23 protein-coding genes are annotated in these 26,838 nt (G+C 49.1%); 14 read left to right on the top strand and 9 right to left on the bottom strand.

Translation table 11 applies throughout. From position 1 onward, the window contains the following. From purH to QZZ54_RS17550, 3 genes are all read left to right on the top strand, one after another. Nucleotides 1-1,524, top strand: a 1,524-nt coding sequence (purH, locus tag QZZ54_RS17560; RefSeq protein ID WP_290705045.1) for a bifunctional phosphoribosylaminoimidazolecarboxamide formyltransferase/IMP cyclohydrolase, incomplete at its 5' end; no start/stop codon positions are given. A gap of 74 nt (nt 1,525-1,598) precedes the next feature. Continuing rightward, the gene (gene purD, locus QZZ54_RS17555) at nt 1,599-2,882 is read left to right on the top strand and encodes a phosphoribosylamine--glycine ligase (protein ID WP_290705042.1); all 1,284 of its coding nucleotides are present in this window, start codon (nt 1,599-1,601) and stop codon (nt 2,880-2,882) included. A gap of 156 nt (nt 2,883-3,038) precedes the next feature. Continuing rightward, entirely contained in the window at nt 3,039-4,496 is a 1,458-nt protein-coding gene (locus tag QZZ54_RS17550) for a tetratricopeptide repeat protein (RefSeq protein WP_290705039.1), read from the top strand. A gap of 64 nt (nt 4,497-4,560) precedes the next feature. Here QZZ54_RS17550 and QZZ54_RS17545 read toward each other — a convergent pair whose 3' ends face one another. Continuing rightward, entirely contained in the window at nt 4,561-5,784 is a 1,224-nt protein-coding gene (locus QZZ54_RS17545; protein WP_290705036.1) for a L,D-transpeptidase family protein, read from the bottom strand. A 536-nt stretch (nt 5,785-6,320) separates the two neighbouring features. Between QZZ54_RS17545 and QZZ54_RS17540 the strand changes: the two genes are divergently transcribed. From QZZ54_RS17540 to QZZ54_RS17510, 7 genes are all read left to right on the top strand, one after another. Then, entirely contained in the window at nt 6,321-7,367 is a 1,047-nt protein-coding gene (locus QZZ54_RS17540; RefSeq protein ID WP_290705033.1) for an amino acid dehydrogenase, read from the top strand. 11 nt (nt 7,368-7,378) lie between these two features. Next, nucleotides 7,379-8,467 (top strand): pyruvate dehydrogenase (acetyl-transferring) E1 component subunit alpha, encoded by a 1,089-nt coding sequence (gene pdhA, locus QZZ54_RS17535; protein WP_290705030.1) that lies wholly within the window; start codon nt 7,379-7,381, stop codon nt 8,465-8,467. Further along, nucleotides 8,460-9,443, top strand: coding sequence for an alpha-ketoacid dehydrogenase subunit beta (locus tag QZZ54_RS17530; protein ID WP_290705027.1), 984 nt, complete (start codon nt 8,460-8,462; stop codon nt 9,441-9,443). Before pdhA ends, QZZ54_RS17530 begins: the two co-directional genes overlap by 8 nt. Then, nucleotides 9,440-10,555: a dihydrolipoamide acetyltransferase family protein gene (locus tag QZZ54_RS17525; RefSeq protein ID WP_290705025.1), complete on the top strand. Its 1,116-nt coding sequence runs from the start codon at nt 9,440-9,442 to the stop codon at nt 10,553-10,555. The genes QZZ54_RS17530 and QZZ54_RS17525 overlap by 4 nt, the downstream gene beginning before the upstream one ends. A 179-nt stretch (nt 10,556-10,734) precedes the next feature. Then, nucleotides 10,735-12,657 carry a PrkA family serine protein kinase gene (locus tag QZZ54_RS17520; RefSeq protein WP_290705022.1) on the top strand — a complete coding sequence of 641 codons (1,923 nt, stop codon included), beginning with the start codon at nt 10,735-10,737 and terminating at the stop codon, nt 12,655-12,657. Between the two features lie 39 nt (nt 12,658-12,696). Then, a complete protein-coding gene (locus tag QZZ54_RS17515) occupies nt 12,697-13,971 on the top strand; it encodes a YeaH/YhbH family protein (protein WP_290705019.1) in 1,275 nt (424 codons plus the stop codon). A 4-nt stretch (nt 13,972-13,975) separates the two neighbouring features. Next, complete coding sequence (locus QZZ54_RS17510) at nt 13,976-15,493, top strand: SpoVR family protein (RefSeq protein ID WP_290705016.1); 1,518 nt, start codon at nt 13,976-13,978, stop codon at nt 15,491-15,493. 44 nt (nt 15,494-15,537) lie between these two features. Here QZZ54_RS17510 and QZZ54_RS17505 read toward each other — a convergent pair whose 3' ends face one another. Further along, nucleotides 15,538-15,903 (bottom strand): histidine triad nucleotide-binding protein, encoded by a 366-nt coding sequence (locus QZZ54_RS17505; protein ID WP_290705013.1) that lies wholly within the window; start codon nt 15,901-15,903, stop codon nt 15,538-15,540. A 493-nt stretch (nt 15,904-16,396) separates the two neighbouring features. Between QZZ54_RS17505 and QZZ54_RS17500 the strand changes: the two genes are divergently transcribed. The 3 genes from QZZ54_RS17500 to QZZ54_RS17490 all read left to right on the top strand — a co-directional run bounded on the left by QZZ54_RS17500 (nt 16,397) and on the right by QZZ54_RS17490 (nt 19,361). Beyond that, nucleotides 16,397-17,338, top strand: coding sequence for a bifunctional enoyl-CoA hydratase/phosphate acetyltransferase (locus QZZ54_RS17500; protein ID WP_290705010.1), 942 nt, complete (start codon nt 16,397-16,399; stop codon nt 17,336-17,338). A 1-nt stretch (nt 17,339) separates the two neighbouring features. After that, complete coding sequence (locus QZZ54_RS17495; protein WP_290705007.1) at nt 17,340-18,530, top strand: acetate/propionate family kinase; 1,191 nt, start codon at nt 17,340-17,342, stop codon at nt 18,528-18,530. Nucleotides 18,531-18,950: 420 nt separating this feature from the next. Continuing rightward, nucleotides 18,951-19,361 (top strand): cupin domain-containing protein, encoded by a 411-nt coding sequence (locus QZZ54_RS17490; RefSeq protein ID WP_290705004.1) that lies wholly within the window; start codon nt 18,951-18,953, stop codon nt 19,359-19,361. A gap of 23 nt (nt 19,362-19,384) precedes the next feature. Here QZZ54_RS17490 and QZZ54_RS17485 read toward each other — a convergent pair whose 3' ends face one another. Further along, the gene (locus QZZ54_RS17485; protein WP_290705002.1) at nt 19,385-19,630 is read right to left on the bottom strand and encodes a YdcH family protein; all 246 of its coding nucleotides are present in this window, start codon (nt 19,628-19,630) and stop codon (nt 19,385-19,387) included. A gap of 450 nt (nt 19,631-20,080) precedes the next feature. On the opposite strand from QZZ54_RS17485, the gene QZZ54_RS17480 reads away from it, so the two are divergent. Further along, complete coding sequence (locus QZZ54_RS17480) at nt 20,081-20,419, top strand: zinc ribbon domain-containing protein YjdM (RefSeq protein ID WP_290704999.1); 339 nt, start codon at nt 20,081-20,083, stop codon at nt 20,417-20,419. A gap of 24 nt (nt 20,420-20,443) precedes the next feature. Here the strand turns inward: QZZ54_RS17480 and QZZ54_RS17475 are convergent, their stop codons facing one another. The 6 genes from QZZ54_RS17475 to QZZ54_RS17450 form a co-directional block, all read right to left on the bottom strand. Then, entirely contained in the window at nt 20,444-20,662 is a 219-nt protein-coding gene (locus QZZ54_RS17475; RefSeq protein ID WP_290704996.1) for a hypothetical protein, read from the bottom strand. A 142-nt stretch (nt 20,663-20,804) separates the two neighbouring features. After that, nucleotides 20,805-21,545 carry a 23S rRNA (guanosine(2251)-2'-O)-methyltransferase RlmB gene (gene rlmB / locus QZZ54_RS17470; protein ID WP_290704993.1) on the bottom strand — a complete coding sequence of 247 codons (741 nt, stop codon included), beginning with the start codon at nt 21,543-21,545 and terminating at the stop codon, nt 20,805-20,807. Continuing rightward, nucleotides 21,535-22,581, bottom strand: a complete 1,047-nt coding sequence (hemH, locus tag QZZ54_RS17465; RefSeq protein ID WP_290704991.1) for a ferrochelatase — start codon at nt 22,579-22,581, stop codon at nt 21,535-21,537. The genes rlmB and hemH overlap by 11 nt, the downstream gene beginning before the upstream one ends. 115 nt (nt 22,582-22,696) lie before the next feature. Beyond that, nucleotides 22,697-23,353 (bottom strand): adenylate kinase, encoded by a 657-nt coding sequence (adk, locus tag QZZ54_RS17460; protein ID WP_290704987.1) that lies wholly within the window; start codon nt 23,351-23,353, stop codon nt 22,697-22,699. A 324-nt stretch (nt 23,354-23,677) separates the two neighbouring features. Further along, nucleotides 23,678-26,284, bottom strand: coding sequence for a phosphoenolpyruvate carboxylase (gene ppc / locus QZZ54_RS17455; protein ID WP_290704985.1), 2,607 nt, complete (start codon nt 26,282-26,284; stop codon nt 23,678-23,680). A 160-nt stretch (nt 26,285-26,444) separates the two neighbouring features. Beyond that, complete coding sequence (locus QZZ54_RS17450; protein ID WP_290704982.1) at nt 26,445-26,831, bottom strand: hypothetical protein; 387 nt, start codon at nt 26,829-26,831, stop codon at nt 26,445-26,447. Nucleotides 26,832-26,838 lie beyond the last annotated feature (7 nt).

Below are 26,838 nucleotides of genomic sequence, written 5' to 3'. Positions count from 1 at the left end.
GGAATCGTTGAATTCGCCCAGGCACTGACCCAGCGCGGTGTTGAGATTCTTTCCACCGGCGGCACATACAAACTGTTAAAAGATAACGATGTACCGGCGATTGAAGTCTCCGATTACACCGGCTTCCCTGAAATGATGGATGGCCGGGTCAAAACCCTGCATCCAAAAATTCACGGTGGAATTCTTGGCCGTCGCGGAACCGATGATACGATCATGAACGAGCATGGCATTACGCCAATCGACATGGTGGTAGTAAATCTGTATCCATTCGAGCAAACCATCGCCCGTCCTGATTGCGATCTGCCTATGGCGATTGAAAATATCGATATCGGCGGCCCAACGATGGTTCGCTCTGCTGCTAAAAACCATAAAGATGTCGCCATCGTTGTTACAGCTAACAACTACGAACGCATTATCGCTGAATTAGATGAGAATAAAGGTCTTACCCATCCGACCCGTTTTGACCTTGCTGTTCAGGCGTTTGAGCACACCGCTGCCTATGACGGCATGATCGCCAACTATCTTGGCGCAATCACCGATGGTTCAGAAGAGGAACCTGCGGATTTCCCTCGTACTTTTAACACTCAGTTTGTTAAAGCACAGGAGATGCGTTATGGCGAAAACCCGCATCAAAAAGCAGCTTTCTACGTTGAAGCAAACCCTGCTGAAGCCAGTGTATCTACTGCCCGTCAACTCCAGGGAAAAGCGCTTTCGTTTAATAATGTTGCCGACACCGATGCAGCACTTGAATGTGTTAAGCCGTTCAAAGAGCCCGCTTGTGTCATCGTTAAGCACGCTAATCCATGCGGCGTAGCCATCGGTGCAGACATTCTGGAAGCGTATAACAAAGCATTCCAAACCGACCCTACTTCAGCCTTTGGCGGCATTATCGCTTTCAACCGTGAACTGGATGCAGCCACTGCTACAGCGATCGTTGCACGTCAGTTTGTTGAAGTCATTATTGCACCAAGTGTCACCCAGGAAGCATCGGATATCGTTGCTGCCAAGCCCAATGTTCGTCTACTGGCATGCGGCGAGTGGTCAACCGATCGTACCGCTCGATTCGATTACAAGCGGGTTAACGGCGGTCTGCTGGTTCAGGATCAGGACCTTGGCATGGTTGATGTCAGCGAACTAAAAGTTGTGACGACTATCCAGCCTACTGAACAGGAGATCCGTGATCTATTGTTTTGCTGGGAAGTTGCTAAGTTTGTTAAATCTAACGCTATTGTCTATGCCAAAAATGGCCAGACTATCGGTGTTGGTGCGGGTCAGATGAGTCGCGTATATAGCGCCAAGATTGCCGGTATCAAAGCCGCCGATGAAGGCCTCGAAGTTGAAGGCTCGGTGATGGCATCAGACGCATTCTTTCCGTTCCGTGATGGCATCGACTCCGCTGCGGCTGCAGGCATCAAAGCGATTATCCAACCGGGTGGTTCAATGCGTGATCAAGAAGTAATTGATGCGGCTAACGAACACGGTATGGCGATGGTATTCACCGGTATGCGTCACTTCCGCCACTAAACGCGGTACACACTGAATGAGCCAGTTAACCTGGCTCTTCTTTTGTCGGACGAAGTCAGGATAAAGGTAGAGATATGAACGTATTAGTAATTGGCTCCGGCGGTCGTGAACACGCATTAGCGTGGCAGGCTGCTCAGGACAGCAAAATCGCTAAAGTATTTGTCGCTCCGGGAAATGCCGGTACTGCGATCGAGCCGAAAGTAGAAAATATTGCCATCGATGTAATGGATCAGGATTCACTGGTCGCTTTTGCCAAAGATAACGATGTGGCTCTGACCATCGTTGGCCCCGAGGCCCCTTTGGTCGAAGGTATTGTTGATCGCTTTCAGAGTGAAGGCCTGCGCTGTTTCGGCCCCTCTAAAGGTGCCGCGCAACTAGAAGGTTCTAAAGCTTTTACTAAAGACTTTCTGGAACGCCAGCAGATTCCAACTGCCGATTACCAAAATTTCACCGAAGTTGAGCCGGCTCTGGCATATCTACAAAAAGTGGGTGCGCCAATTGTAGTAAAAGCAGATGGTCTTGCTGCAGGTAAAGGCGTTATCGTTGCGATGACACTGGAAGAAGCAGAAGAAGCCGTAAAAGACATGCTGGCTGGCAATGCCTTTGGCGAAGCTGGACACCGAGTCGTCATCGAAGAGTTCCTCGATGGCGAAGAAGCTAGCTTTATCGTCATGGTTGACGGCACCAATGTACTTCCTATGGCCACCAGCCAGGACCACAAGCGCATGGGCAACGGCGATACAGGGCTTAATACTGGCGGTATGGGTGCGTATTCTCCCGCCCCGGTGGTTACACCTGAAATCGATCAGCGCATTATGCAAGAGGTTATCCTGCCAACCGTTAAAGGTATGGCTGAGGAAGGTAATACCTATGTTGGATTCCTCTATGCCGGCCTGATGATAATGGCTGACAATACGCCTAAGGTTATTGAATATAACTGCCGCTTCGGTGATCCTGAAACACAGCCTATTATGCTGCGTCTGAAATCAAATATCGCTGAGCTTTGTAATGCAGCGTTGGATGGAAAACTGGATCAGACCACAGCTGACTGGGATTCCCGTTGCGCGGTTGGTGTCGTTCTTGCTGCCGGTGGTTACCCTGGCGACTATGACAAAGGGGATTCTATTAGTCTGCCAACCGAGGTTGCTGAAGGCACCAAAGTATTTCACGCAGGGACAGCTCAGAAAGATGGTCAGATCGTTACCAACGGCGGCCGGGTTCTTTGCGCTACCGCAATGGGAAATACCGTTACAGAAGCTCAACAGCGAGCCTACGACCTGGTTAAGCAGATCGACTGGAATGGCGTTTACTACCGCGATGATATTGCCTACCGGGCGATCGCTCGCGAACAGCAGTAATTAATCTGCCTACCCTTAAAAACAGCCACTTCCGAGTGGCTGTTTTTTTATATGAGGGTTTACCCCGTAAATACTTACGCAATACACGTTTCAAGTTATAATCGCCTCTGACTACAAACTTCAAAGCCTGAATACTCTTGAATGGACACGCCTTCGATGACTAACAACGGTAAAAACTACATGCGTACTGCCATAACCCGTAAACTGACGTTAGCTTTAGCTATCGGTCTGCTTACCGGATCTATGACTGTTAGTGCTGCTGGTCAGCCTGAGATTTTCTGTCAAAGCGCCGGTTCCAAAAATGATTATGACTGCACCAAGAAACCTGATTTTCAGGCAAACCAGGCGGACATTGATTCCAGGCTTAACGCATTGAATAACTGGTTAGAAGATGAAGAACGGGCTTTAAGTACACCATTAGTTTCAGCTGAAAACCCAGACTCGGAAAAACTGAGAAAAAAAATAGAATTTAATTCTCAGCTGTTAGCGACTGAGCTGAAACTGTCGAAAAAATTGCAGAGAAAAGGTGATCTGAAAGGCGCTTTCGATAAGGTAAATAGCTACCTGGCTAGCAATCCAAAAGATCCAAATGGGTGGCTACTGTACGGAATCTCACTGATTAACCAGAACAAACTAGATGAGGCAGCCGATGTATTCAGCCGACTGGTTCAACTCTATCCAGAATCACCTGAACCCTATAACAATCTCGCGGTGGTTCACGCTCGAAAAGGGGAAAATGATAAAGCGGTCGAAGTGCTGTTACAAGCATTTGAAACCCACCCCAGCTACGCCCAAGTGCAGACAAATCTGAAAGCAGTTTACGCAACCCTTGCCACGCAGGCTTACAATCGAGCTCTAAATCTGGATTCAACCACTCAAAGCCGCCGGGCTAATCTGGGCATTCTCGATCAGGTTTATAATCCCGCTCCAACACAAATTATCATAGCGTCTTCGGAACAAACCCCGGCGAAGCCGCCTTCTGTCGTGAGCTCTGAAGCAGCAATAAAAACCTTAGAGAAGCAACCGTCTGAACTTATTATCGAAGAGCGACAGGTATCAGAAGGCAGAGTACCTGCTTTCCAGGTAGTAACAACAGAAGCCAACACGACAATTGAAGCACCAAAGATTGAAACTGCTCCAGTTGCAGCACCTAAGATTGAAACCGCTCCAACGACAGCACCAGCAGTTGTTGCTTCAGCAGACACCCCAGAGCAAAGCGAAGTACAGACAACTTCTGCAACTGAGATTGGCGACACCCCCCTTTTATCTGACAAAGTCCGAAGCGAGCTCCAGCAATTGATCACTAACTGGGCGAGCTCCTGGTCTGCTCAAAATGTGGAAGCCTATCTGGATTTCTATACCGGCGAATACTCTCCCGACCCTCAAGTAACCCACAAACAATGGGAATGGGGTCGCCATAAACGTATAAGCAAGCCCGCTTTCATCAAGATAGAAGTTTCTGATATCTCCCTTGCAGAAGCCGGTAATGGCAGAGTACGCTCTGTCTTCAGTCAGACATATCAGTCTGATACCTATCAGGATAAGGTCTACAAAACGCTGATCCTGGCCCTGGAAAACGGCCAATGGAAAATCACGACTGAATCGACGCTTTAATACCGGCTGACAAGATATAAAAAAACCTCCAAAAGGAGGTTTTTTATATTTTTCTATCTATCACTTATGGCTTTCCTTTCTGCGGAAGCCCCTCATAGGCGATCCGCCAGTTACCCTCTTCATTCACCCAGTATTGCCGTTTAATATCGCTGCCACTGTAATTATCACTCTGATAGTTCTGAATGAAGGTGGCAATAAACATATCCTGGTTATCCGGGTGTTGATAAATACTCAAATTTTCTACATCAACATCAATAAACGACTTACTGCTATTAACGCGACGCTTATGGGTCGCAAACTTCTCAAAGCCCATGTCCCCATTTTTAAACTGCTTAGAATAATGACTCAGATAGTTATCGGTATTTTTACTTTCCCAATCACTGCGCCAATTATCAACAACTTGAGAAAACGCCGTTTTTTTCTGCTTCCAGCTATCCAGTTCGAGCCACTCAAACGAGGTTCCGATCAAAACAGGTGTCGCATTCAGATCGATGATGCCATCCAGCTCGGTAAAATGGTTATTGCTCAAAGACAAACAACCTTCACTCGCCTGAGGGGCTCGGCTAAAGGTATCTTTTGGTGAGCCGTGAACCCAGATTCCACTTCCAGTGTGACCCAATCGCTGATCCCAGGCATTAGGGTAGTTTATAGGCAGTGCCCCGGTACCGTAACGAGGTGGCAACTGATCATCAGTCAAGCGGCCGGTAGTAAAATAGACACCTAGAGGGGTTCTCAGGTCGCCACGCTTAGTCTTTTCAACACCACCCCGACCATAAGAGACGTAATAGTCCTTAATCAGTTTCGGTACACCGGCACTGTTTTCAAACAGGTATAAGCGGGACAGATTTGTATCCACAACAATCACATGCTTCTGCTCTGCAGACATCTGTATCAAACTACCAGGGATGGTATTCGGCTGTGGTGTATAGCGATCGACACTCATGCGAGCACGAGCTTCAGAAATAAGCCCCTGCAAGGTTTTTTTATCGCTTTGGCCATTGTTTCCAACAGCACTCAAAGTGCCGCCCTGAGCCGACATAAGATCCGCATAGATCAGTTGAGCCAACCTGAAATCTGGCTGCTCATCGATCAAAGTGCGTAGCTTAGACATTGCCCCATTCATCTGGTTCTGTTGTAGATCACCCAGGCTTGCCAGTAACAGAGTCTCCTGATCCAGACTCAGTTCGGTATCATCAGCCTGAACATTTAACGCTGTCACTGCACATACAGAAACCAGCAGCGCTCTTATCAACGGCTTTTTAAAGAATAAAAAAGGAGGAGTTTTCATAACTCGGATCGGTAACCTTTAACTACAACAGATTCAGTATGTTCGCCAAATTATACCTATACACTAAGGTTTTGCAGCTCTAATCTGCATTCGGCAACTCATTCTAACCAGATAATGGCCAAGTCACATTAGACTTTATGTTTTTTCCCCGACAAAAGCCTCTATATCAATCACGTTCATCGCTATTAACAACAAAACCTGCCTTTTTAGGCTGGGGCTAGCAAGAATCTGGCTTTATTCAAGGGCAATTTTTTTCACATTTATTTTTAGTGCATACCCCGTTCGGATAGACGTTTTTATCACTGGCCTTACACCCCTTGCAGTTACTGATGATAACGCACTGCAACACAATATATAGGTTACAGAATCGGCCATAATTTTATTTTCAGCCCTCAGAGACCAGCTGAACTTTCTTCAAAGCTGTGCTATCCAAAAGACAGGCTCAAGTAAAAAACTGATCCAAAAGGTCAGCCAAGATAGTAAGACATAGTTATCAGGTAGTTCCAAAGTTTGAAACGCGTACGGAGGATCCCGTCATGTTTAGACAGATGGAAAGCGCCGGTTTGCAGGATCTCCACTTTTGGCAAGATCCCTACTCCGGTTTGCAGGCGATTATCGCCATCCACGACACATTCCGCGGCCCAGCCATTGGCGGTTGCCGTTTTATCAACTATCCGGATACCGCAGCAGCGATCAACGATGCGATCCGTTTGGCAAAAGGAATGAGCTACAAAGCTGCTCTCGCCGGCTTACCCCATGGCGGCGGAAAATCCGTCATTATAAAACCTTCTGGATTGCATAACCGAGATCTATTGATGCAGAGCTTTGGCCGTTTTATTGAAAGCCTGGGTGGACGCTATATCACCGCTATGGATAGCGGCACTCAGATCAGCGACATGGATAACATCGCGCTTTCCACCCGCTACGTAACCTGCACTCAGGATATGGGCGACCCTTCACCTTCAACTGCCCGAGGGGTATTTGCGGGTATCCGAGCCAGCCTTCAATTTCGATTTGGCAGCAGCGAACTGGATAATATTCATATTGCCTTACAGGGACTAGGGCATGTCGGCTGGGCACTGGCAAAACTGCTACATACTGCAGGCGCCCGTCTCAGCGTCACCGACATTGACCCGGAAAAAACCGAACGGGCCAAAGCAGAGCTGGGTGCAGTCGTTGTTTCCCCTAATGAAATCTATGATGTCGATGCCGACATATTTTGCCCTTGCGGACTGGGCGCCATTATCAGCCCCGATACGATTAGTCGCCTTCAGTGCAGCATCGTCGCCGGTTCTGCCAACAATCAATTAGCTGATGACGCCATGGGGGAAGCACTCTATCAACGCGGAATTCTTTATGCACCCGATTATCTAATCAACTCTGGGGGACTGATATTCGTCGCCCTGCAACACGCTCAACACCCTGAGCAGGCGATTCAGCAGAAAGTATCAACGATCTATGATGCCCTGCTTGAGCTATATAAGCATGCCGAAGCAGATCAGCAATCCACCAGCCATATCGCCGATATTCGGGCTGAAGCCATTCTCAGCCAAGCCAGCCTGGAACCTCACCAGGTCGCCTAAGGAGTTCAGTTATGGAAACCGTATTTACCGCCGGAGTCACCTATAACAGCTACCTGTCAGAAACAGGAGAGCCATTACAGTCGTTGCCCAACTGGACAGAACAACCCGATACACTGGTACGTTACTACCGCAATATGGTACTGGCCCGCCAGCTAGACAATAAAATAATCGCCTTGCAACGTACTGGCCAGATAGGCACCTACGCATCACAACTCGGCGCTGAAGCGATTGATATAGTGCTTGGTGAGCTGATGCATAGCGATGATGTGCTGGTGCCCTACTATCGCAACCACGCCTTACAGATGCTCAGAGGCATGTCTATGGCAGATATGCTCAGTTACTGGGGAGGCGATGAACGCGGCAATGCTTCTGTAGCAGCAGGAGAAGATTTCCCTGTCGCCGTGCCTATTGCAACCCAGGCACTGCATGCAACAGGCGTTGCCACAGCATTTAAAATTCGCAATGAGAAACGCGCCGCTGTCACTATCTGTGGCGATGGCGGCACCTCCAAGGGCGATTTTATGGAAGCACTGAATGTAGCCGGCACCTGGCAGCTACCGGTTGTGTTTGTCATCAACAATAACCAGTGGGCGATCTCCGTTCCCCGAAGCTTGCAGTGTGGTGCCCCAACCCTTGCCCAGAAGGCGATCGGCGCGGGTATTCGTGGCGAGCAGGTCGATGGCAACGATGTTATCGCTCTGCATGAATCGATCAGCGAAGCACTTAAGCAGGCCCGGGAAGGGAAAGGAGCGACACTGATTGAAGCAATCAGCTATCGACTCTCAGATCATACAACTGCGGATGATGCGACTCGCTATCGCAGTAATGAAGAGTTGAAAGCGGCCTGGGAGCGAGAACCGATAAAACGACTGCAAACCTTCCTCCACAGCAAGGGATGGTGGGATGAGACACAGGAAACCGCTTGGCATAACGAAGTCGGTCAGATTATTCAGCTAGGGCTTAATGAATATCTCCAACGGCCACCCCAACCGGCATCAGACCTGATCGATTACCTCTACGCGACATTACCTGATGCACTAAAAGAGCAGCGGGAACGCCTGATCCGCAATGCTCAGCCGGGAGGAAATCATCATGAGTAATTCAATAACGATGGTTGAAGCAGTCAACCTTGCCCTGCACTCAGAGATGCAGCGGGACCCATCGGTTGTCATTCTGGGTGAAGATGTGGGTGTTAATGGCGGTGTTTTCCGGGCTACCGTGGGCCTGCGTGATGAGTTTGGCATCAAGCGGGTCTTAGACACACCTTTAGCAGAAACGATGATTGCGGGGCTCTCTGTTGGTATGGCTTCTCAGGGGCTAAAACCGGTGGCAGAGATACAGTTTATGGGCTTTATTCTTCCTGCAATGGAACATATTATCGCCCATGCAGCCCGATTACGTCACCGTACCCGCGGCCGATTAAACTGCCCAATGGTGCTACGTGTACCCTTCGGCGGAGGCATCCATGCGCCGGAGCACCATTCAGAAAGTACTGAAGCCCTGTTCGCTCATATTCCCGGCCTGCGAGTTGTTATTCCCTCCTCTCCCGCGCGGGCTTACGGCCTGTTATTAGCGGCCATTCGCAACCCTGATCCGGTCCTCTTTATGGAGCCCAAAAGGATCTATCGACTTAATGCCCAGCCAGTGGAAGACAGTGGTAAAGCACTGCCGCTGGATACCTGCTACACCCTGAGAGAGGGCGCTGACATTACGCTGATTAGCTGGGGAGCGATGATCAAGGAAACACTAGAGGCCGCCGACAAGCTGGCTGAACAGGCGATCAGTTGCGAGGTGATTGATCTAGTCACCCTTAACCCAATAGACCACAAAACCATCCTGGCGTCAGTAGCCAAAACCGGCCACTGCGTCATCATTCATGAAGCACCAAAAAGCTGTGCCGTCGGGGCCGAAATATCTGCCACTATCGCCGAGCGTGGATTACTCAACCTGCAGGCACCGGTCAACAGAGTGACCGGTTATGACACCGTTATGCCCTACTACCGAATGGAAAACCACTATATGCCCAATACCGCTGACATTATCGATGCGGTAACAAGTACTTTGGAGTTCTCATGAAATATTTCAAGCTACCTGATCTCGGCGAAGGCCTGCCCGAAGCTGAAATTGTTGAATGGATGATCAACGAAGGAGACGCAGTAACAACCGATCAAATCCTCGCTACCGTCGAGACCGCTAAAGCGATTATCGAGATACCCTCCCCCCAAGACGGTGTTATCGCCCACCTCTTCGGACAAGCCGGAGATACTATCCACACCGGAGAACCCCTGCTTGAGTTTGCCGGGGAAGAAGATGACAGCGGAACGGTTGTCGGCGAATTAAAAAAAACATCTGAAGCCACTACTGAAGACCATTTCTTTATCGGCGCCGCGCCCAGTACCCAGGCACACAGTCAGAAAATGACGCCAGCAGTGCGCTCGCTAGCCAATCGCCTTAATGTTGATACCGACAACCTCCAGGGCAGCGGAGGGAATGGCCAGCTAACCCCCGAGGATATTGAACGGCGAGCACGAACCGACCGTACCCATGGCAAGGCTGAACCATTACGAGGGGTACGCAAACAGATGGCACGAAATATGGCACGCGCCCATGCCGAAGTAGTACCTGTCACCCTCAATGAAGATGTTGATATTCACGATTGGGAAGCCAACGAAGATGTCACCATTCGCCTTATCCACGCTATTTCTGCCGGCTGCAAAGCCGAACCGGCGCTGAATACCTGGTTCGATGGGCAGCAGTTGGCGCGAAGAGTGCTATCTCAAATTAATCTGGGTGTCGCCGTTGATACAGAACAGGGGCTATTTGTCCCGGTGGTACGCGATATAGGCAACCGCAGCCTGAGCGACATTCGGGATGGCCTGAATCAACTCCGACAAGATGTTATCAACCGCACCATCCCACCCTCTGAGTTACAGGGCGGCACAATCACCCTGAGTAATTTTGGCACCATTGCCGGCCGATACGCCAGCCCAATCGTAGTGCCACCGACGGTGGCCATTCTGGGTGCGGGAGTGATCCGGGAGCAAGTGGTTCCCGTAGCAGGAGAGATAGCGATTCGAAGGATTTTACCTCTGTCTCTCAGCTTCGATCATCGTGCGACCACTGGCGGCGAAGCTGCACGGTTCATGCGTGCCGTAATAGACGATTTAGCCAGAGAATCAATCAGTTAATCATAATTAAGATCACCAAAGCGAGGATAAAAAAATTCTTAGATTTTCTACAAGCTAGTTAACCATGAACTAAACTTAAAATAGGAATAAAGAGAGAGTAGATGTTATGAGCCCTTAATTAGTTACGGGCACCGAATACAGGAAGCCCGATAGAGTCAGATATTGCAGGAAGGTGGCATATGAGTATTTTTGAAAAGTATAAGGCGCGTTACGACTCCAAGCAGGAAGAGGAATATAGCTTGCAGGAGTATCTGGAAATTTGTAAAAACGATCCCATGGCTTACGCCAGTTCAGCAGAGCGGCTGTTGGCCGCGATTGGTGAACCCGAGATGATCGACACTTCCCGCGACTCTCAACTCAGTAGAATTTTCTCCAACAAAATGATCCGCCGCTACCCTGCTTTCTTCGAATTCTACGGCATGGAAAATGCTATCGAGCAGATAGTTGATTACTTCAAACACGCGGCGCAGGGTCTGGAAGAACGTAAACAGATTCTCTATCTGCTGGGCCCCGTTGGCGGTGGTAAATCATCACTCGCAGAACGACTTAAAGCGTTAATGGAACACATCCCTTTTTATGCCATCAAGGGATCTCCCATTCATGAGTCACCACTGGGACTCTTCAATCCCATTGAGGACGGCACCATTCTCAACGAAGAATACAACATCCCCCTGCGTTATATTAAAGGGCTGATGTCTCCCTGGGCGGTTAAACGACTGCATGAATTTGGTGGCGATATCACCCGGTTTAAAGTGGTAAAACTCTACCCCTCTATTCTCAATCAGATAGCGGTGGCTAAAACGGAACCTGGTGACGAAAACAATCAGGACATATCCAGCCTGGTGGGTAAGGTCGATATCCGAATGTTGGAGGAATTTCCACAACACGATCCCGATGCCTATAGTTTCTCCGGTGCGCTATGCCACGCAAACCAAGGGATGATGGAATTCGTCGAGATGTTCAAGGCACCTATTAAGGTGTTGCACCCTCTACTGACTGCCACTCAGGAAGGCAACTACAACAGTACCGAAGGGATGGCAGCGATCCCCTTTGACGGAATCATCATGGCCCACTCCAACGAATCGGAGTGGCAAACATTTAAGAACAACAAAACCAACGAAGCTTTCATCGACCGGGTCTATATCGTCAAAGTACCTTATTGCATGCGGGTATCTGAAGAGGTCAAAATCTACGAAAAATTGTTGGAAAACAGTTCTCTGAATCAATCGCCCTGCGCACCCGACACACTGAGCATGCTAGCTCAGTTCACAGTGCTCTCACGCTTAAAAGACCCTGAAAACTCTAACATCTATTCAAAAATGCGGATCTACGACGGTGAGAACCTGAAAGATACTGATCCTAAAGCCAAGTCTATGCAGGAATATAAAGACAGCGCAGGTGTCGATGAGGGCATGGAAGGCATCTCAACCCGTTTTGCCTTTAAGATCCTATCTAAAGTATTCAACTTCGACTCAACCGAGATAGCCGCCAACCCAGTACACCTGATGTATGTGCTGGAGCAGCAGATAGAGCAGCAACAGTTCCCACAGGAAACCCACGAGAAGTTGATCGGTTATCTGAAGGAATTTATCTCGCCTAAATATATCGAGTATCTGGGTAAAGAGATTCAAACCGCGTATCTGGAATCCTATTCAGAGTACGGCCAAAACATCTTTGACCGCTATGTCACCTACGCTGATTTTTGGATTCAGGATCAGGAATATCGCGACCCGGATACCGGCGACATCCTCAACCGACAATCAATCAGTGAAGAACTGGAAAAGATAGAGAAGCCAGCCGGCATCAGTAACCCTAAAGACTTCCGTCATGAGATCGTTAACTTTGTGCTACGCGCCAGAGCTGACAATGATGGCAAAAACCCGGCCTGGAACAGCTATGAGAAGATGCGCACAGTGATTGAGAAAAAGATGTTCTCCAACACAGAGGACCTTCTTCCCGTTATCTCCTTCAACCCGAAAGCATCTGCTGAGGACCAGAACAAACACAGCGAGTTTGTGAAACGGATGACCGAACGCGGTTATACCGAGAAGCAGGTTCGATTGCTGTCTGAATGGTACATCAGAGTGCGCAAATCCCAGTAAGGGGTTTGCCAATGTCGGGCCGGAGCAGGAGAGCGCTGTATGAGCTACATCATCGACCGCCGCCTCAACGCAAAGAAAAAGAGCACCGTTAATCGGCAGCGTTTTCTGAGACGTTATAAGAAACATATCAAACGTGCTGTTGAAGAGGCGGTAAACACCCGTAGCATCCGTGATATTGATAAGGGTGGAGAAGTCAGCATCCCCAATAAGGATATTTCTGAACCAGTCTTTCACCACGGGAACGGCGGTATTCGCGAACGGGTCTTCCCCGGTAACAAAGACTTCGTCGTCGGTGATGAGATAAAACGCCCTGAAGGAGGCGGCGGAGGTGGTTCGGGGGAAGGACAAGCCAGTAACCAGGGCGAAGGTGAAGACGAATTTACTTTCCAGATTAATCAGGAAGAGTTTCTCGACTTTATGTTCGAGAATCTTGAGCTGCCAAACATGATCAAAAAGCAGCTAAAGGATGCCACCAGCTTTGAAGTTCGCCGGGCTGGCTTTACCAGTGTGGGTTCACCGGACAAACTTAATGTTGTCAGGTCTCTTAGAGCGGCCAATGCTCGTCGTATCGCTCTGTCAGGCAAAGAGCGACGCAAGATTCGTGAACTAAAGAAAGAGATCAAGACGCTGGAAGGCCTGCTGCCGAATCATGACGCAGTAATACAGATCGCAGCACTCAACGAGGAGATAAAAGCACTTAATAAACGGATCAAACGGATGCCGTTTATTGATGAGTTTGATCTTAAATATAACAATCTGGTACGTACTCCGGTTCCCAGTTCTAAAGCGGTAATGTTCTGTGTCATGGATGTTTCCGGCTCTATGACCCAATCGATCAAAGATATAGCCAAACGTTTCTTTATCCTGCTCTATCTGTTTCTCACCCGTAGCTATAAAAAAATTGAGGTGGTCTTTGTTCGCCATCACACCCACGCTAAAGAGGTCGATGAAGAGGAGTTTTTCTACTCCCGGGAAACCGGCGGCACCATTGTATCCAGTGCGCTAAACCTTAGTGCTGATATTATCCGCGACCGTTACCCCCCAGGAGACTGGAACGTCTATGTCGCTCAGGCATCAGACGGAGATAACTGGGATGGCGATTCCCACCATTGCCGCGAAATGCTTGAACAACGAATACTGCCGCTGGTGCAATACTTCGCCTATGTAGAGATAACTACCGGGCCACATCAAAACCTGTGGCTAGAGTATGAGCAGATCCGGGAAAAATTTGGTGAAACCTTTGCGATGCAAACAATCATTGAGCCATCCGATATCTATCCGGTATTCAGAAAGCTGTTCGAGAAAAAGGAGTGACTCTATGAAGAAGCGAGAGCCTATTTCCACCGGGTCAGAATGGACCTTCGAACTAATCCAGAAATACGATGAAGAGATCGCCCGCGTTGCTGAGCATTATGGGCTGGACACCTACCCCAATCAGATCGAAGTCATCACCTCCGAGCAGATGATGGATGCCTATTCTTCCGTAGGCATGCCACTGAATTACAACCACTGGTCTTTCGGCAAACAATTTGTTTCCACCGAGCAGCAATACAAGCGCGGACAGATGGGGCTGGCTTATGAAATCGTCATCAACTCAGACCCTTGTATCTCTTACCTGATGGAAGAGAACACCATGACCATGCAAGCATTGGTGATCGCCCACGCCTGCTATGGTCACAACTCATTTTTCAAGGGCAACTACCTGTTTCGCACCTGGACCGATGCCTCGGCCATTATCGATTACCTGCTGTTTGCCAAGAACTATATTGCTAAATGTGAAGAGCGCCACGGCGTTGATGCTGTCGAGCAGGTTCTGGATTCCTGCCATGCGCTGATGAATTATGGCGTGAACCGCTACCTGCGGCCTCAACCTATAACCCCTGAGGAAGAAAAAAATCGCTTGGAAGAACGGGAAGAATATATTCAACGGCACCTCAATCAGCTGTGGAATACCATTCCCAAAAAAGAGGAGATAAAAGAATCAAAAAGTATTCAGTTCCCCAAAGATCCGGAAGAAAATCTACTCTATTTTATTGAGAAAAATGCCCCCTTACTGGAATCCTGGCAAAGAGAGCTGGTACGGATAGTGCGAAAAATTGCTCAATACTACTATCCGCAACGTCAGACTCAGGTAATGAATGAGGGCTGGGCCTGCTTCTGGCACTACACCCTGCTAAACCACCTTCATGATGAAGGTCTGGTGACTGATGGTTTCATCATGGAGTTTCTTCACTCTCACACCAGTGTTGTGTTTCAGCCCCCTTTCGACGTGCCCTACTTCAACGGCATCAATCCCTACGCATTGGGTTACGGCATGATGCAAGACATTCGACGTATCTGTGAGCACCCCACCGAAGAAGATCACAAGTGGTTCCCCGATATCGCGGGCAGCGACTGGAATGAGACGTTGCACCATGCGATGCGCAACTACAAAGATGAAAGCTTTATCCTACAGTACCTGTCACCCCGCATGATCCGCGAGCTGAAGCTCTTTACTATTACCGATAACTCTACCCTCAGTACGATGCAGATAAGTGCTATACACAATGACGAGGGCTATCAAAAAGTCCGGGAAGACCTTGCCGCCAGTTATAACATCGGTAACCGGGAACCCAACATCCAGGTCTATAACGTCAATGTTCGGGGAGATCGTTCACTAACGCTTAGACATTACATGCATAATCTGCAGCCCCTGGGTGAAGATACCAATGAGGTGCTTAAACATGTCCACCGTCTATGGGGCTTTGAAGTGCATCTGGAATCAGTATCACCGAAGGGAGAGGTTATTGATGATCTCCACTGCCCACCCAAACCTGCTGTAGAAGAGGTGGCCTGATATCACTTTATTAGCCTAAAAAAACCGCCGTATGGCGGTTTTTTTTAAACTGGAGTTTTCAATTTATCCTGATAAGGAGGCCAGCCCATTGGCTTACCACCCAGAAGATGCAGGTGGATATGATAAACCGTCTGACCACCATGGCTGTTACAGTTGAATACGGTACGATACCCATCGGCGGCAAACCCCTGCTGCTCAGCAATCTTAGCCGCCACCATAGTCATATGACCCACTACCTCACAGTCCTCTGGCTCAATGTCATTCAATGTAGAGATATGCTTGCGCGGAATGATCAATGCATGGGTCGGCGCCTGTGGACTAATATCATTAAAAGCGATGACTTTATCGTCTTCATAGATAATATCCGCTGGAATTTCATTATTCAGAATCTTACAAAACAGACAATCCATAGCACTCATCCTTCTCTGATAAAACAGTTAACAAGATTACATCATCCCGACGGGACAGAGTTCAAGTAAAATATTTTTCGTGGCTCGTGGCTCGTGGCTCGTGGCTCGTGGCTCGTGGCTCGTGGCTCGTGGCTCGTGGCTCGTGGCTCACGAATTATCAGCCCCCGTACAAGCAACACAACAACCTCCTTACAAAGCTTTAATCTATCTGGTATTTCTACACTCAATAAAGAAGGCTTTTACCGAGCAACGAGCAAGTCACGTTCTTTGTGACGATCGAGCTACGAGTCACGCCTATTACGCACCTGCGTTATACAAAATAACCTTCACATACAACAATAAATCACCATTATGATGAGTCAAGTTGTTGCACTGCGTCATAAGAAGTTCATACTCTTGGCATAGAGTAAATACAAACGCTGATAGAGCGAAATGTATCGGTTGTAACGCGGTGATCCTGCGCTATTAACTACCGACCATCCGGAGTAGTAAGATGATCCTTTCAGAAAAACCCCCTATCCATAATCAACTCGAATTCTTTATTGAAGAAGCGGTTAAAGCGCGTCCGGTACGAACTGCCGTCGTGCATCCGGTTGAGCATAACGGCTTAATGGGCGCCGTAGAGGCTGCTGAACGCGGCCTGATAGTCCCTATTTTAATAGGTCCAGAGGCAAAAATACGTGCCACTGCCGATAAGTATCAGCTTAATATCGATGGCTATGAACTGATCGATGTCGAACACAGTCATGCCTCAGCAGAGATGTCAGTCCGCCTGATACGTGAAGCACGGGCCGAAACCCTGATGAAGGGTGATCTGGGTACTTCCGAACTCCTGAGTGCTGTTATCCACAAAACACTGGGTATTCGTACCGAACGTCGCCAGAGCCATATCTTTGTACTGGACGTTCCGAATTACCATAAACCCCTGATGATCACCGATGCCGCGATCAACGTCTCACCTGATATTATGGTAAAGCGGGATATTCTGCAGAACGCCATCGACTTCTGTCACGCGCTGGGCATCAACGAGCCAAAAGTCGCTATTCTGGCGGCCGTTGAGAAAGTAAAACCCTCGATGCAAAGCACCATTGACGCTGCAGCCCTATGTAAAATGTCAGATCGGGGACAGATCACCGGCGCCATTCTGGATGGCCCACTGGCCTTCGATAATGCCATCTCTCTACAGGCCGCTATCGATAAACATATCACTTCGCCGGTCTCCGGCGATGCTGATATCCTCTTAGCCCCCGATTTGGAATCCGCTAATATGCTGGCAAAGCAGCTGATCTATCTTGCCAACGCTAAGTCTGCGGGTATCGCACTGGGCGCCCGGGCACCTATAATTCTGAATAGCCGTTCTGATGGCACGCTGGCACGCCTGGCATCCTGTGCTCTGGCCTCACATATGGTTCTACACCCACAGGAAGCGAAATAATATGAGCCTGATTCTGACCGTAAATGGCGGCTCCTCCAGTCTGAAATGTGCACTCTTTTCACGTAACACTGGCAATGCCGAGTGCCTGTACCAATTTAAGCTGGCCAATATTCTTAATGCGCCAGTGATGAAGGTAATTTCTAACCAGGGCGAGACTCTGGATCAATATCAATTAGATATGGCCGAGATCGCAACCGAAAATCGCCATCAGGCCTGTCTTGACCGGGTTATTCAGTGGGTACATAAACAGCTGCCAGATAGCCGCATCAGCGCCTTTGGTCACCGAGTTGTACACGGTGGTGAAGCATTCACTGACCCGGTATTGATAACAGATCAGATTATGCAGCAGCTGGAAGAGTTTATCCCTCTGGCTCCCTTGCATCAGCCCTATAATCTGAAACTGATTCAGGCATGCCAGCAACTGGAACCGGAACTACCCCAAATCGCTTGCTTCGATACGATGTTCCATGTCGGCCAGCCAAATGTGGAACGCCATTACGCCATTCCCCGTAAGTACACTGAAGCGGGCATTCATAAGTACGGTTTCCACGGCTTATCTTACGAGTTTATCCAGCGTTCGCTAGAGAGCATCGGTCGCGGTGCTGAAAGTGCTAAAACCATCGTCTGTCACCTAGGTGCTGGCGCAAGTATGTGTGCTGTCAAAGAAGGCAGATCCATCGCTTCAACGATGGGCTTTACCGCGGTAGATGGTCTACCAATGGGCAGCCGTACCGGCAATATTGACCCCGGTGTTTTACTCTACCTACAGCGCCACTATCATATGGATGCCGATCAGCTGGAAAGCTTCCTCTATAAAGAGAGTGGCTGGCTGGGCGTTTCAGGTATCAGCGCCGATATGCTGGAACTAGAACAATCAGATAAGCCGGAAGCCGAAGAAGCGATCGCCATGTTTGCCTACCGCGCAGCACTTGAGATCGGCCGCCTTAGCGCCGCTCTGCAAGGCTTGGAACAACTGGTATTTACCGGTGGCGTGGGTGAAAACGATAACAAACTGCGCAAGCGCATCTGCGATCAGCTGGAATGGTTAGGCATCAAATTAAACAAAAGCGCCAACAAAGAGGGGGAGGCTATTATCAGCAAAGCTTCCAGCCCTGTTGTTGTGCGGGTGATACCGACTAATGAAGAGGCTATGATCGCGTTGCATGCCGAAGAGGTTTTAGCCGAAGGATAAAACGCCTTCGAGTAGCTAGACGTTGCTTCGCAACTTGCTCGTGGCTAGACGGAAAACTTCGTTTTCCTTGCTAGAAAAAGCAAAAGAAAAGAGAGCTATTGGCTCTCTTTTTTATGGGTGGGGGAGTAACCTAATCCAGAACAAGTAGAACCACGAAGAGATAATTTAAATGTACTCTGACCCTATTTACTCCTATTTACTCCTATTTACTCGCTACAGAAGGAACCGTTTTTTCTAGCAAGCCACGTAGTGGCGTTCGAGCAAGTGGCGAAACCACGTCTAGCAAGGGAAGCTTACTTCCCGTCTAGCGAGTATCGCGAAGCGATACGGTCTGATAAATAGCGTCTAATGCCCCTTTAGCGTCTATAGTTTTATTCGATAGTAGAAATCGACGAAAATAGGCTCATGTATGAGGTAGTTATGTCTTCAAAGGATAAGATTGGCAGTGTTGTTAAGGGCGCTGATAGTTACACCAGTCAACAGGGTTCTATCTACTCTCCGGGCATCAGTGCGGAAACCGTGGGATCAGAAGCCGTCTTTCTGGGCGTTGTCACTATACCTGAAGGCGCGCGTACTAAGGCGCATCTACATCAACATCATGAATCGGCTTTTTATCTTTTGAGCGGTGAAAATGTTGAACTCTGTACGGGGCCGCAACTTGAGAACAGAGCCTTGGCGCAGACCGGCGATTATCTATTTATTCCCGCTAATGTTGCCCATGTGGCGGTAAACAGAGGTGCTACGCCTGCGGTGTTTGTCGGCGTGCGCAATGAACCAACCGCTCAGGAAAGTGTAGTGATGCTACCCGAGCTGGATGAACTAGTGCCGTAATGGCAACGCCTATCTAGCCCCTTCTAATGACGCTCTTTAACCAGCCGTCGGTAGAGCGAGTCTTTGAGCTCTGAACGCTCATGCTTTAACTGATGCATAGTCAGATCATCGATGGGGGAGTTGTTCAGTTCCAACACCCGGATCTGTTTATCGATCGATTGGTAATATTTATTATCTAACGCAAACTTCTGATCGGCTTCAGAAAGCCGGACAATAGCATCCTGAAGATCAGGAAAGTCATGCACTAAAGAGTGGTCTTCGCCCAACATTACAATACCCTCCTGCCAGCTCGGTAAAGGAACTGGCTCCATTAACATTTAGTCAATTTAACGGAATATTGCCAATAAACTGGGCTATTACTCGATATTCTAATTATTTAGTACCAATGGGAACGATACCTATGTCGCGATTGATCGACACGATCAACCAAAGGCGTTTTTCCGACACATGCCGAAAGTACGTCAGAGTACAGTTTTCTCTAACGAGTGGAGGGAAGCGATACGATCCCTGGGTTAAGGCCGTTCTATATGATGGTGACATAGGTGGTTTATCGCCGCGGGACGCGGCTCCTACAGAGGGCCCGCTTTTTCTAGCAAGCCACGCAGTGGCGTTCGAGCAAGTGGCGCAGCCACGTCTAGCTACTACGAATTTAAAGGGTCAGAGCCCTTTTTAGCTGTTATTGTTATACCCGTATTGAAGAGTCCAAAAGGATAAAGCCCGTGTCATACCCCCCCTGCCCAAACTGTAACTCAGCGTTTGTCTACGAAGATCAGAATAATCTGGTTTGTCCCGAATGTGCGCACGAATGGAATCCGTCGGAAACGGCGCAGGAAGAAGAGATCTTTGCCGTAAAAGATGCGAACGGAACCCTGCTTGAAGCGGGCGATAAGGTCACACTGATTAAAGACCTTAAAGTTAAAGGCAGTTCGCAAGTTCTTAAAGTCGGCATAAAAGCCAGTATAAGAAGAATAGTAGAAGGCAAGGATCACGAGCTTGACTGCAAGCTGGCGGGTGCTGGTGAAATGATGGTTACGGCTAAGTTTGTAAAGAAAGCTTAGCGCGAATTCAATTCCCGAGTTACATCAATCATCATCTTGCATAGGTATTGAATACTTACCTGAATCAAGGCCAGATAGCCGCTCAGCAATACAGGATTGTTCCAGACTTGATAAGACGAGTGATTCATTATCAGGGCAGAATCTGTGCTCATCTTTATAGCCATCAAACTTTATCTTTCCGAGAATGCGCCCGCTACCACTAATGCAATCAAGTTCTTGTTGAATTGGCCAGAACAGCACCATCAGAACCTCCTTTTTAACCTATTTTTCAGTCGTTTATCGCCGCGGGACGCAGCTCCTACAGAAGGGCAGATTTTTCTAGCAAGCGACGCAGTCGCGTCTAGCAAGGGGAGATTGCTCCCCATCTAACTACTAGCGACGGCTTTTAAGCTTTCCTCTGCCGAACGGCTTCAAACAGGCAAACCCCGGTGGCTACTGATACGTTCAGTGAGGAAACCTCGCCCGCCATATCAATCTTTACCAGAAAGTCGCAGTTTTCACGGGTGAGACGGCGCATGCCCTGGCCTTCGGCGCCCATCACCAGCGCCATCGGCCCTTTCAGGTCGGCGTTATAAACCAGAGTTTCGGCTTCGCCAGCGGTTCCGGTAATCCAGACTCCCTTCTGCTGTAGGTCTTTCAGGGTACGCGCCAGATTGGTGACCAGTACGTAGGGCACAACTTCCGCGGCGCCACAGGCAACTTTACTCGCAACCGCATTCAGCGGTGCAGACTTGTCTTTTGGTGCAATCACCGCATGGACGCCCGCGGCATCAGCGGTACGCAGACAAGCACCCAGGTTGTGAGGGTCGGTTACGCCATCTAAAACCAATAGAAAAGCGGGCTCTTCAAGCTTTTCTAACATCGCATCGAGGAACTGTTCGTTCTTCGTTTGAATCGGCTCACAGGCAACAACGACGCCCTGGTGCACGCCCTCTTCCGCCATATCGTCCAGCTCTTTACGACTCACCCATTCCACTTGAATCTGTTTGGCTTTCGCCAGGTCCAGCAGTTTTTGCATCCGCGCGTCGGCACGGCCTTTCAACGCCCACATCCCTTTGACACGCTTACTATCTCGCTCCAGCGTGGTGGTCGCGGCATGTATTCCAAAAATATACTCAGGGCGCATCGTTTATCTCATTCTGTTCATTATTTGTACTGACCGGATTAAACCAGCCTGAACTATTCTGTTGTACCAGATCCACCAGCAGGCGAATCATACCCTTATCGGCATTCAATGCTGGAATATACTGGTACTGCTCGCCACCCGCTTCCATAAAAATATCGCGGTTTTCTACCGAGAGCTCTTCCAATGTTTCCAGACAATCGGCAGAGAACGCAGGAGAGATGATATCGACTTGTTTCACGCCGCTCTCAGGCAGTTTCTCTAGGGTTTTATCGGTATAGGGCTGTAGCCAGGCCTTAGGCCCGAAACGGGACTGAAAAGTGGTTTGCCACTGATCTGGAGCCAGCCCCAGTTCATGTGCTAGCAGTTCTGAGGTGCGGTGACAGTGATCAGGATAGGGGTCACCCCGTTCAGCATACTCTTGGGGTATACCGTGGTAAGAAAGAATTAACTTATCTCCCTGCCCCTGCTCAACGCGATAATCACGTACTGAATCCGCCAGCGCTCGGATATAGAGCGGGTGGTCATGGTAATCATGCAGCACCCGAATATCCGGTGGATTACGATTCTGTAACTGAAACCGGGCGATCTGATCATAGATCGGCGCAGTGGTGGTGTCGGAGTATTGCGGATATAGCGGTAATACTAAAATTTTCTGATAGCCCGCCTGTTTTAGCTCGGCTAACCGCGGCGTGAGACCCGGATTACCGTAAGTCATCGCCGAGAAAACCTGAATATCCTGCCCCGGCATCTGCTGCTGAAGCGCCAATTGCAGCGCGGCAACCTGCTGATTGAGTATCAACCGTAGTGGAGAGTCTTGATCCCAGATAGATGCGTAGAGCTTTGCCACTTTACGAGGTCGAAAGGTCAGAATAATACCGTTAAGCACCGTCAGCCAAACCAGACGCATGATGCCATCGCCTTCAACGACCCGACGATCTGAAAGAAATTCTTTCAGGTAACGGCGAACCGCTCCCGGGGTGGGTTGATCTGGCGACCCTAAATTAACAAGCAGTACCGCTGTTTTAGGCTGAGACATCCGTTTAATTCCGTTTGAAAGCAAAGCGCTATTATCCCGGAATTACAGGCAATAAAAAACCGCTGTTTTGACTCATACATCAAAGCAGCGGTTTTTTAACAATCAGTACAAAGCGTTACTTTTCCAGTGAGCTAAACACCGCATCACGGATATCTTCAACACCGCCAACACCTGGAATGTAGTTGTATTTGGGTGCACTAGCAGGTGACTCTTCAGCCCAACCTTTATAGTAGGTGATCAATGGCGCTGTCTGCTCATGGTATATATCCAGACGCTGACGCACGGTTTCTTCTGCGTCATCTGCACGCTGAATCAGATCTTCACCGGTTACATCGTCTTTACCTTCAGTCGCAGGTGGGTTGAAGGTAACATGATAAGTCCGGCCTGAACCCGGATGTACACGGCGACCCGCCATCCGTTTGATGATCTCTTCGTCTGCTACATCGATCTCAACAACCGCATCAATAGCAACGCCTGCGTCTTTCATCGCATCGGCCTGAGGAATGGTACGCGGGAAACCATCAAACAGCGCACCATTAGCACAATCTGCTTCAGTAATACGGTCTTTTACCAGACCGATGATAATCTCATCAGAAATCAAACCACCCGCATCCATCACTTTCTTCGCTTCGATACCCAGAGGTGTACCCGCTTTAACGGCTGCACGCAGCATGTCACCTGTTGAGATCTGTGGAATACTGTATTTATCGCAGAGATATTGAGCCTGAGTACCTTTGCCGGCGCCCGGTGCACCCAAAAGAATAATTCGCATGTAAGGATTGCTCCATTTTCTAATTATATAATTTTAAAACTGTCTGGCCGACCGCCATCTAAGGCTATCGACTGAAATTATTGCGAGCCGTAATCTTCGAACATTACAGCTATTCGCCTGCTACTCACAATTGGACATTCGATCTACTACCAATATCTAAGCCAGGGCCAATTGCAGGAGGCAAATTTCTCTGAATCGGTATAAAAAACCCTCGATTCATTCAAAACGAACGATCGAGAGTAGTCAAAACTGCCTGATGTATCAACCCCTAAGTGATTCCGCCGCCTTATGCAGAGATACGCAGGCACTCTGAAAAGCCCGCAATCAACCTGTGTTGCGCATACCCGCAGAGATCCCCGCCATGGTAATCATCAGGGCCTGTTCCAAGCGTTCATCTGGATGATTTCGGTCCCGATAGAGCAGCTCAGCCTGCAGAAAATGTAACGGATCGATATAAGGGTTACGGACATCGATCGATTGCCGGATAATCGGATTCTCTTCTAACAGTTCATCCTGTTGTTTAATCTTCTTTACCAGTTCAACCGTATTCGCTAAGCGGCAACGCAAATCAGCACCCAGCACTTTCAGTTCATCTGAAACCAGACGTTTCTCATAGTACGAAGCAATATTACCATCCGATTTAGCCACGACCATCTCGAGCATATCGATATAGGAACGGAAAAACGGCCAATCACGTCGCATCGTTTGAACCAGCTCGAACTGTCCCTTATCAAGAATATCCTGAAGCGCAACATCGCTCCCTAGCCAGGCCGGTAACATCAGGCGAATCTGCGTCCAGGCAAATATCCATGGGATCGCCCGCAAACTTTCGACACCACCATCCGCTTTACGCTTAGCAGGACGACTCCCAAGCGGCAACTTTGCCAACTCCTGTTCCGGCGTCGCAGAACGGAAATAAGGCACGAACTGAGGGTCAAAACGCACTACATCACGATAAGCGGTTAAGCCACTGGCTGACAAATCATCCATCAGCTGTCGCCATTCAGGTCTGGGGCCCGGTGCCGGCGCCAAAGTAGCCTCAAGCGTCGCTGAGGTATAAAGCTCTAAATTGCGTACCGCAATTTCCGGAATACCAAACTTAAAGCGGATCATCTCACCCTGCTCTGTCACCCTCAGGCTACCAGCGACCGACCCAGGGGGCTGAGCCAAAATAGCCGTATGACTTGGACCGCCACCCCGGCCAACAGTACCACCACGACCATGGAATAAAGTCAGATGGACACCGTTATCAACGCAGACCTTCGTTAGCGCTTCCTGGGCACGATATTGTCCCCAGGCGGCGGCCAGCTGGCCTGCATCCTTGGATGAGTCAGAGTAACCAATCATCACTTCCTGATGGCCTTCGGTATAAGCCTTATACCAGGGAATACCTAATAGCTGTCGAATACAGTCTTCTGCACCGTCCAGATCATCGAGGGTCTCAAATAGAGGCGCCACACGGATGTTATGGCGGATACCACTCTCTTTTAACAGCAGAATAACCGCCAAAACATCAGAAGGCTGACTGGCCATCGAGATAACATAGGAACCTAAAGAGCTAGGTTCCTCTTCTGCAACAACCCGGCAGGTCTCCAGCACTTCTTGAACATTCTCAGAGGGCTGCCAATCCCGTGGTAGCAGCGGACGCTTCTCCTGTAACTCTTTCAACAGAAACATCTGCTTATTAGTTTCACTCCACTCGCTGTAACAACCTATGCCATAAAAGCCTGTCAGCTCATCGAGCACTTCAGCGTGTCGATCTGCGTTCTGTCGGATATCCAGATTGACCAACGTCATGCCAAAGCAGGCAACCCGACGAATAGTATCGGTTAACAGACCCTCTGCAATGACTTCCATACCGCAGTCTCGCAGAGATTTTTCAATCAACATCAGAGGCTCAAGCAACTGCTGGGGTAAAATATAAACCCCCTCTTTATCCACAGGACGCCCATCCAGTCGCTCGGTGGTCCAATGCTTGGTGACGCGCAGATGATTGCGCACCTCACGCAGCAAAGCCCTATAGGGCTCTGGATGATCACCTACCAAGGCCCGTACTTCAGGGCTACAACGGTTCATTGATAGCTCACTGCGCAGCAGATCGATATCCTTCAGGTACAGATCAGCAGCAACCCAGCGCGACAGCAATAATACCTTTTCAGTGGTCACTGAGGTCACATTGGGGTTGCCGTCACGATCACCTCCCATCCAGGAAGCAAAACGGACCGGAGAGCGAGTCAGCGGCAGGTGCTCACCAGTCGCATCAAACAGTTGCTGATCAATTTGTCGCAAGAAGACGGGTACCGCTTCCCAGAGAGAATTTTCGATAACAGCAAAACCCCATTTTGCTTCATCCACTGGGGTTGGCCGCTGCTTACGAATCGTATCGGTATGCCAGGCTTGGCTGATCAGCTCATGCAGCCGATGACGCAGATCCTCACCCCGATCAATCCTCTGGAGACAGTCGGTTATGGAATCAAATTTCTGAATGAGTGTGCGACGGTTTACTTCGGTTGGATGGGCCGTTAGTACCAGCTCGACATCCATTTCGCTAACCGTTTTAGCGATCTGCTGTTTGGAGACCCCTTGCTGCTGTAAGCGCCCTACCAGACCGCAGAATGAGTCGCTGGTGCAGACATCCAATACTCCGGAACGGCGTCGAACCCGATGGTGTTCCTCAGCAACATTAGACAGATTAAGAAACTGGGTAAAAGCTCTGGCAACCGGTAGTAGCTCGTCATCTTCAAGCTCGCTAAGGGTTTTCAGCAGTTCATCATCCGCCCCTTTGACTGAGGAACGGCCCGCTTTAGACAAGGCCCGAATGGCTTCAATCTTATCGAGGAACTGCTGCCCTTTGTGAGCCGCAATAGTTTGCCCCAGACATTCACCGAGCATCCGGACATCATCGCGCAGGTCTTCATGAAGAGTTGTCATACCACGTCCCCTGTCAGATATTAAATACTTATAATTCAGACTATTGATACTACAGTTTTCGTGCGAAGCACAAATACTATCTTAGTATCAGAAGGAAAGTATGAGAGGGAGGGCCAGGCTTAAAACAGGCCCCTCATTTAAGAAAGCGGCCTGTTTAGACTTAGTGGCTGGTTAAATTTCTGAGCTTTTTAAAAGCGCTATCCGCCTGATGTTCATCTTGATAGCGGTTTTCAACTTCGGATTGAGATGCGCCGTTCAGTATCAGCGCTATGCGGTAGTTGCTGTCTTTTTCGCCCGATGCATCCTGGCGGATCTCACCGTGCTTTAACTGATCAAAACCAACACGCAGGTAGCCGGTGGGAATTAAAACCGCTATCTGTTGTTGCGTCGTACTGACTAACAGGCCGGGATTACCTTTAAGATCATCTGACACGACAAAACCTGCGCCTTCCAGAGCCTTGCGCTGCCCATCAATACGCTGATAATTCCAGTAACCCAGGCCAGCCATTACCACTACCGCCAGGATCACCCATTGTAATGTTCCCATTAGTCGC

Source organism: Amphritea sp., assembly GCF_016744155.1.
In the GTDB taxonomy this organism is placed as follows: Bacteria; Pseudomonadota; Gammaproteobacteria; order Pseudomonadales; family Balneatricaceae; genus Amphritea.
Note: the sequence above shows the minus strand (reverse complement) of the source record. Positions and strands in the feature narration are given on the sequence as shown.

Excerpts from the sequence above, each read along its gene's own strand:
- purD (WP_290705042.1), top strand. The coding sequence starts at position 1,599 with ATGAACGTATTAGTAATTGGCTCCGGCGGTCGTGAACACGCATTAGCG.
- QZZ54_RS17550 (WP_290705039.1), top strand. The coding sequence starts at position 3,039 with ATGACTAACAACGGTAAAAACTACATGCGTACTGCCATAACCCGTAAA.
- QZZ54_RS17545 (WP_290705036.1), bottom strand. The coding sequence starts at position 5,784 with ATGAAAACTCCTCCTTTTTTATTCTTTAAAAAGCCGTTGATAAGAGCG.
- QZZ54_RS17540 (WP_290705033.1), top strand. The coding sequence starts at position 6,321 with ATGTTTAGACAGATGGAAAGCGCCGGTTTGCAGGATCTCCACTTTTGG.
- pdhA (WP_290705030.1), top strand. The coding sequence starts at position 7,379 with ATGGAAACCGTATTTACCGCCGGAGTCACCTATAACAGCTACCTGTCA.
- QZZ54_RS17530 (WP_290705027.1), top strand. The coding sequence starts at position 8,460 with ATGAGTAATTCAATAACGATGGTTGAAGCAGTCAACCTTGCCCTGCAC.
- QZZ54_RS17525 (WP_290705025.1), top strand. The coding sequence starts at position 9,440 with ATGAAATATTTCAAGCTACCTGATCTCGGCGAAGGCCTGCCCGAAGCT.
- QZZ54_RS17520 (WP_290705022.1), top strand. The coding sequence starts at position 10,735 with ATGAGTATTTTTGAAAAGTATAAGGCGCGTTACGACTCCAAGCAGGAA.
- QZZ54_RS17515 (WP_290705019.1), top strand. The coding sequence starts at position 12,697 with ATGAGCTACATCATCGACCGCCGCCTCAACGCAAAGAAAAAGAGCACC.
- QZZ54_RS17510 (WP_290705016.1), top strand. The coding sequence starts at position 13,976 with ATGAAGAAGCGAGAGCCTATTTCCACCGGGTCAGAATGGACCTTCGAA.
- QZZ54_RS17505 (WP_290705013.1), bottom strand. The coding sequence starts at position 15,903 with ATGGATTGTCTGTTTTGTAAGATTCTGAATAATGAAATTCCAGCGGAT.
- QZZ54_RS17500 (WP_290705010.1), top strand. The coding sequence starts at position 16,397 with ATGATCCTTTCAGAAAAACCCCCTATCCATAATCAACTCGAATTCTTT.
- QZZ54_RS17495 (WP_290705007.1), top strand. The coding sequence starts at position 17,340 with ATGAGCCTGATTCTGACCGTAAATGGCGGCTCCTCCAGTCTGAAATGT.
- QZZ54_RS17490 (WP_290705004.1), top strand. The coding sequence starts at position 18,951 with ATGTCTTCAAAGGATAAGATTGGCAGTGTTGTTAAGGGCGCTGATAGT.
- QZZ54_RS17485 (WP_290705002.1), bottom strand. The coding sequence starts at position 19,630 with ATGTTGGGCGAAGACCACTCTTTAGTGCATGACTTTCCTGATCTTCAG.
- QZZ54_RS17475 (WP_290704996.1), bottom strand. The coding sequence starts at position 20,662 with ATGGTGCTGTTCTGGCCAATTCAACAAGAACTTGATTGCATTAGTGGT.
- rlmB (WP_290704993.1), bottom strand. The coding sequence starts at position 21,545 with ATGCGCCCTGAGTATATTTTTGGAATACATGCCGCGACCACCACGCTG.
- hemH (WP_290704991.1), bottom strand. The coding sequence starts at position 22,581 with ATGTCTCAGCCTAAAACAGCGGTACTGCTTGTTAATTTAGGGTCGCCA.
- adk (WP_290704987.1), bottom strand. The coding sequence starts at position 23,353 with ATGCGAATTATTCTTTTGGGTGCACCGGGCGCCGGCAAAGGTACTCAG.
- ppc (WP_290704985.1), bottom strand. The coding sequence starts at position 26,284 with ATGACAACTCTTCATGAAGACCTGCGCGATGATGTCCGGATGCTCGGT.
- QZZ54_RS17450 (WP_290704982.1), bottom strand. The coding sequence starts at position 26,831 with ATGGGAACATTACAATGGGTGATCCTGGCGGTAGTGGTAATGGCTGGC.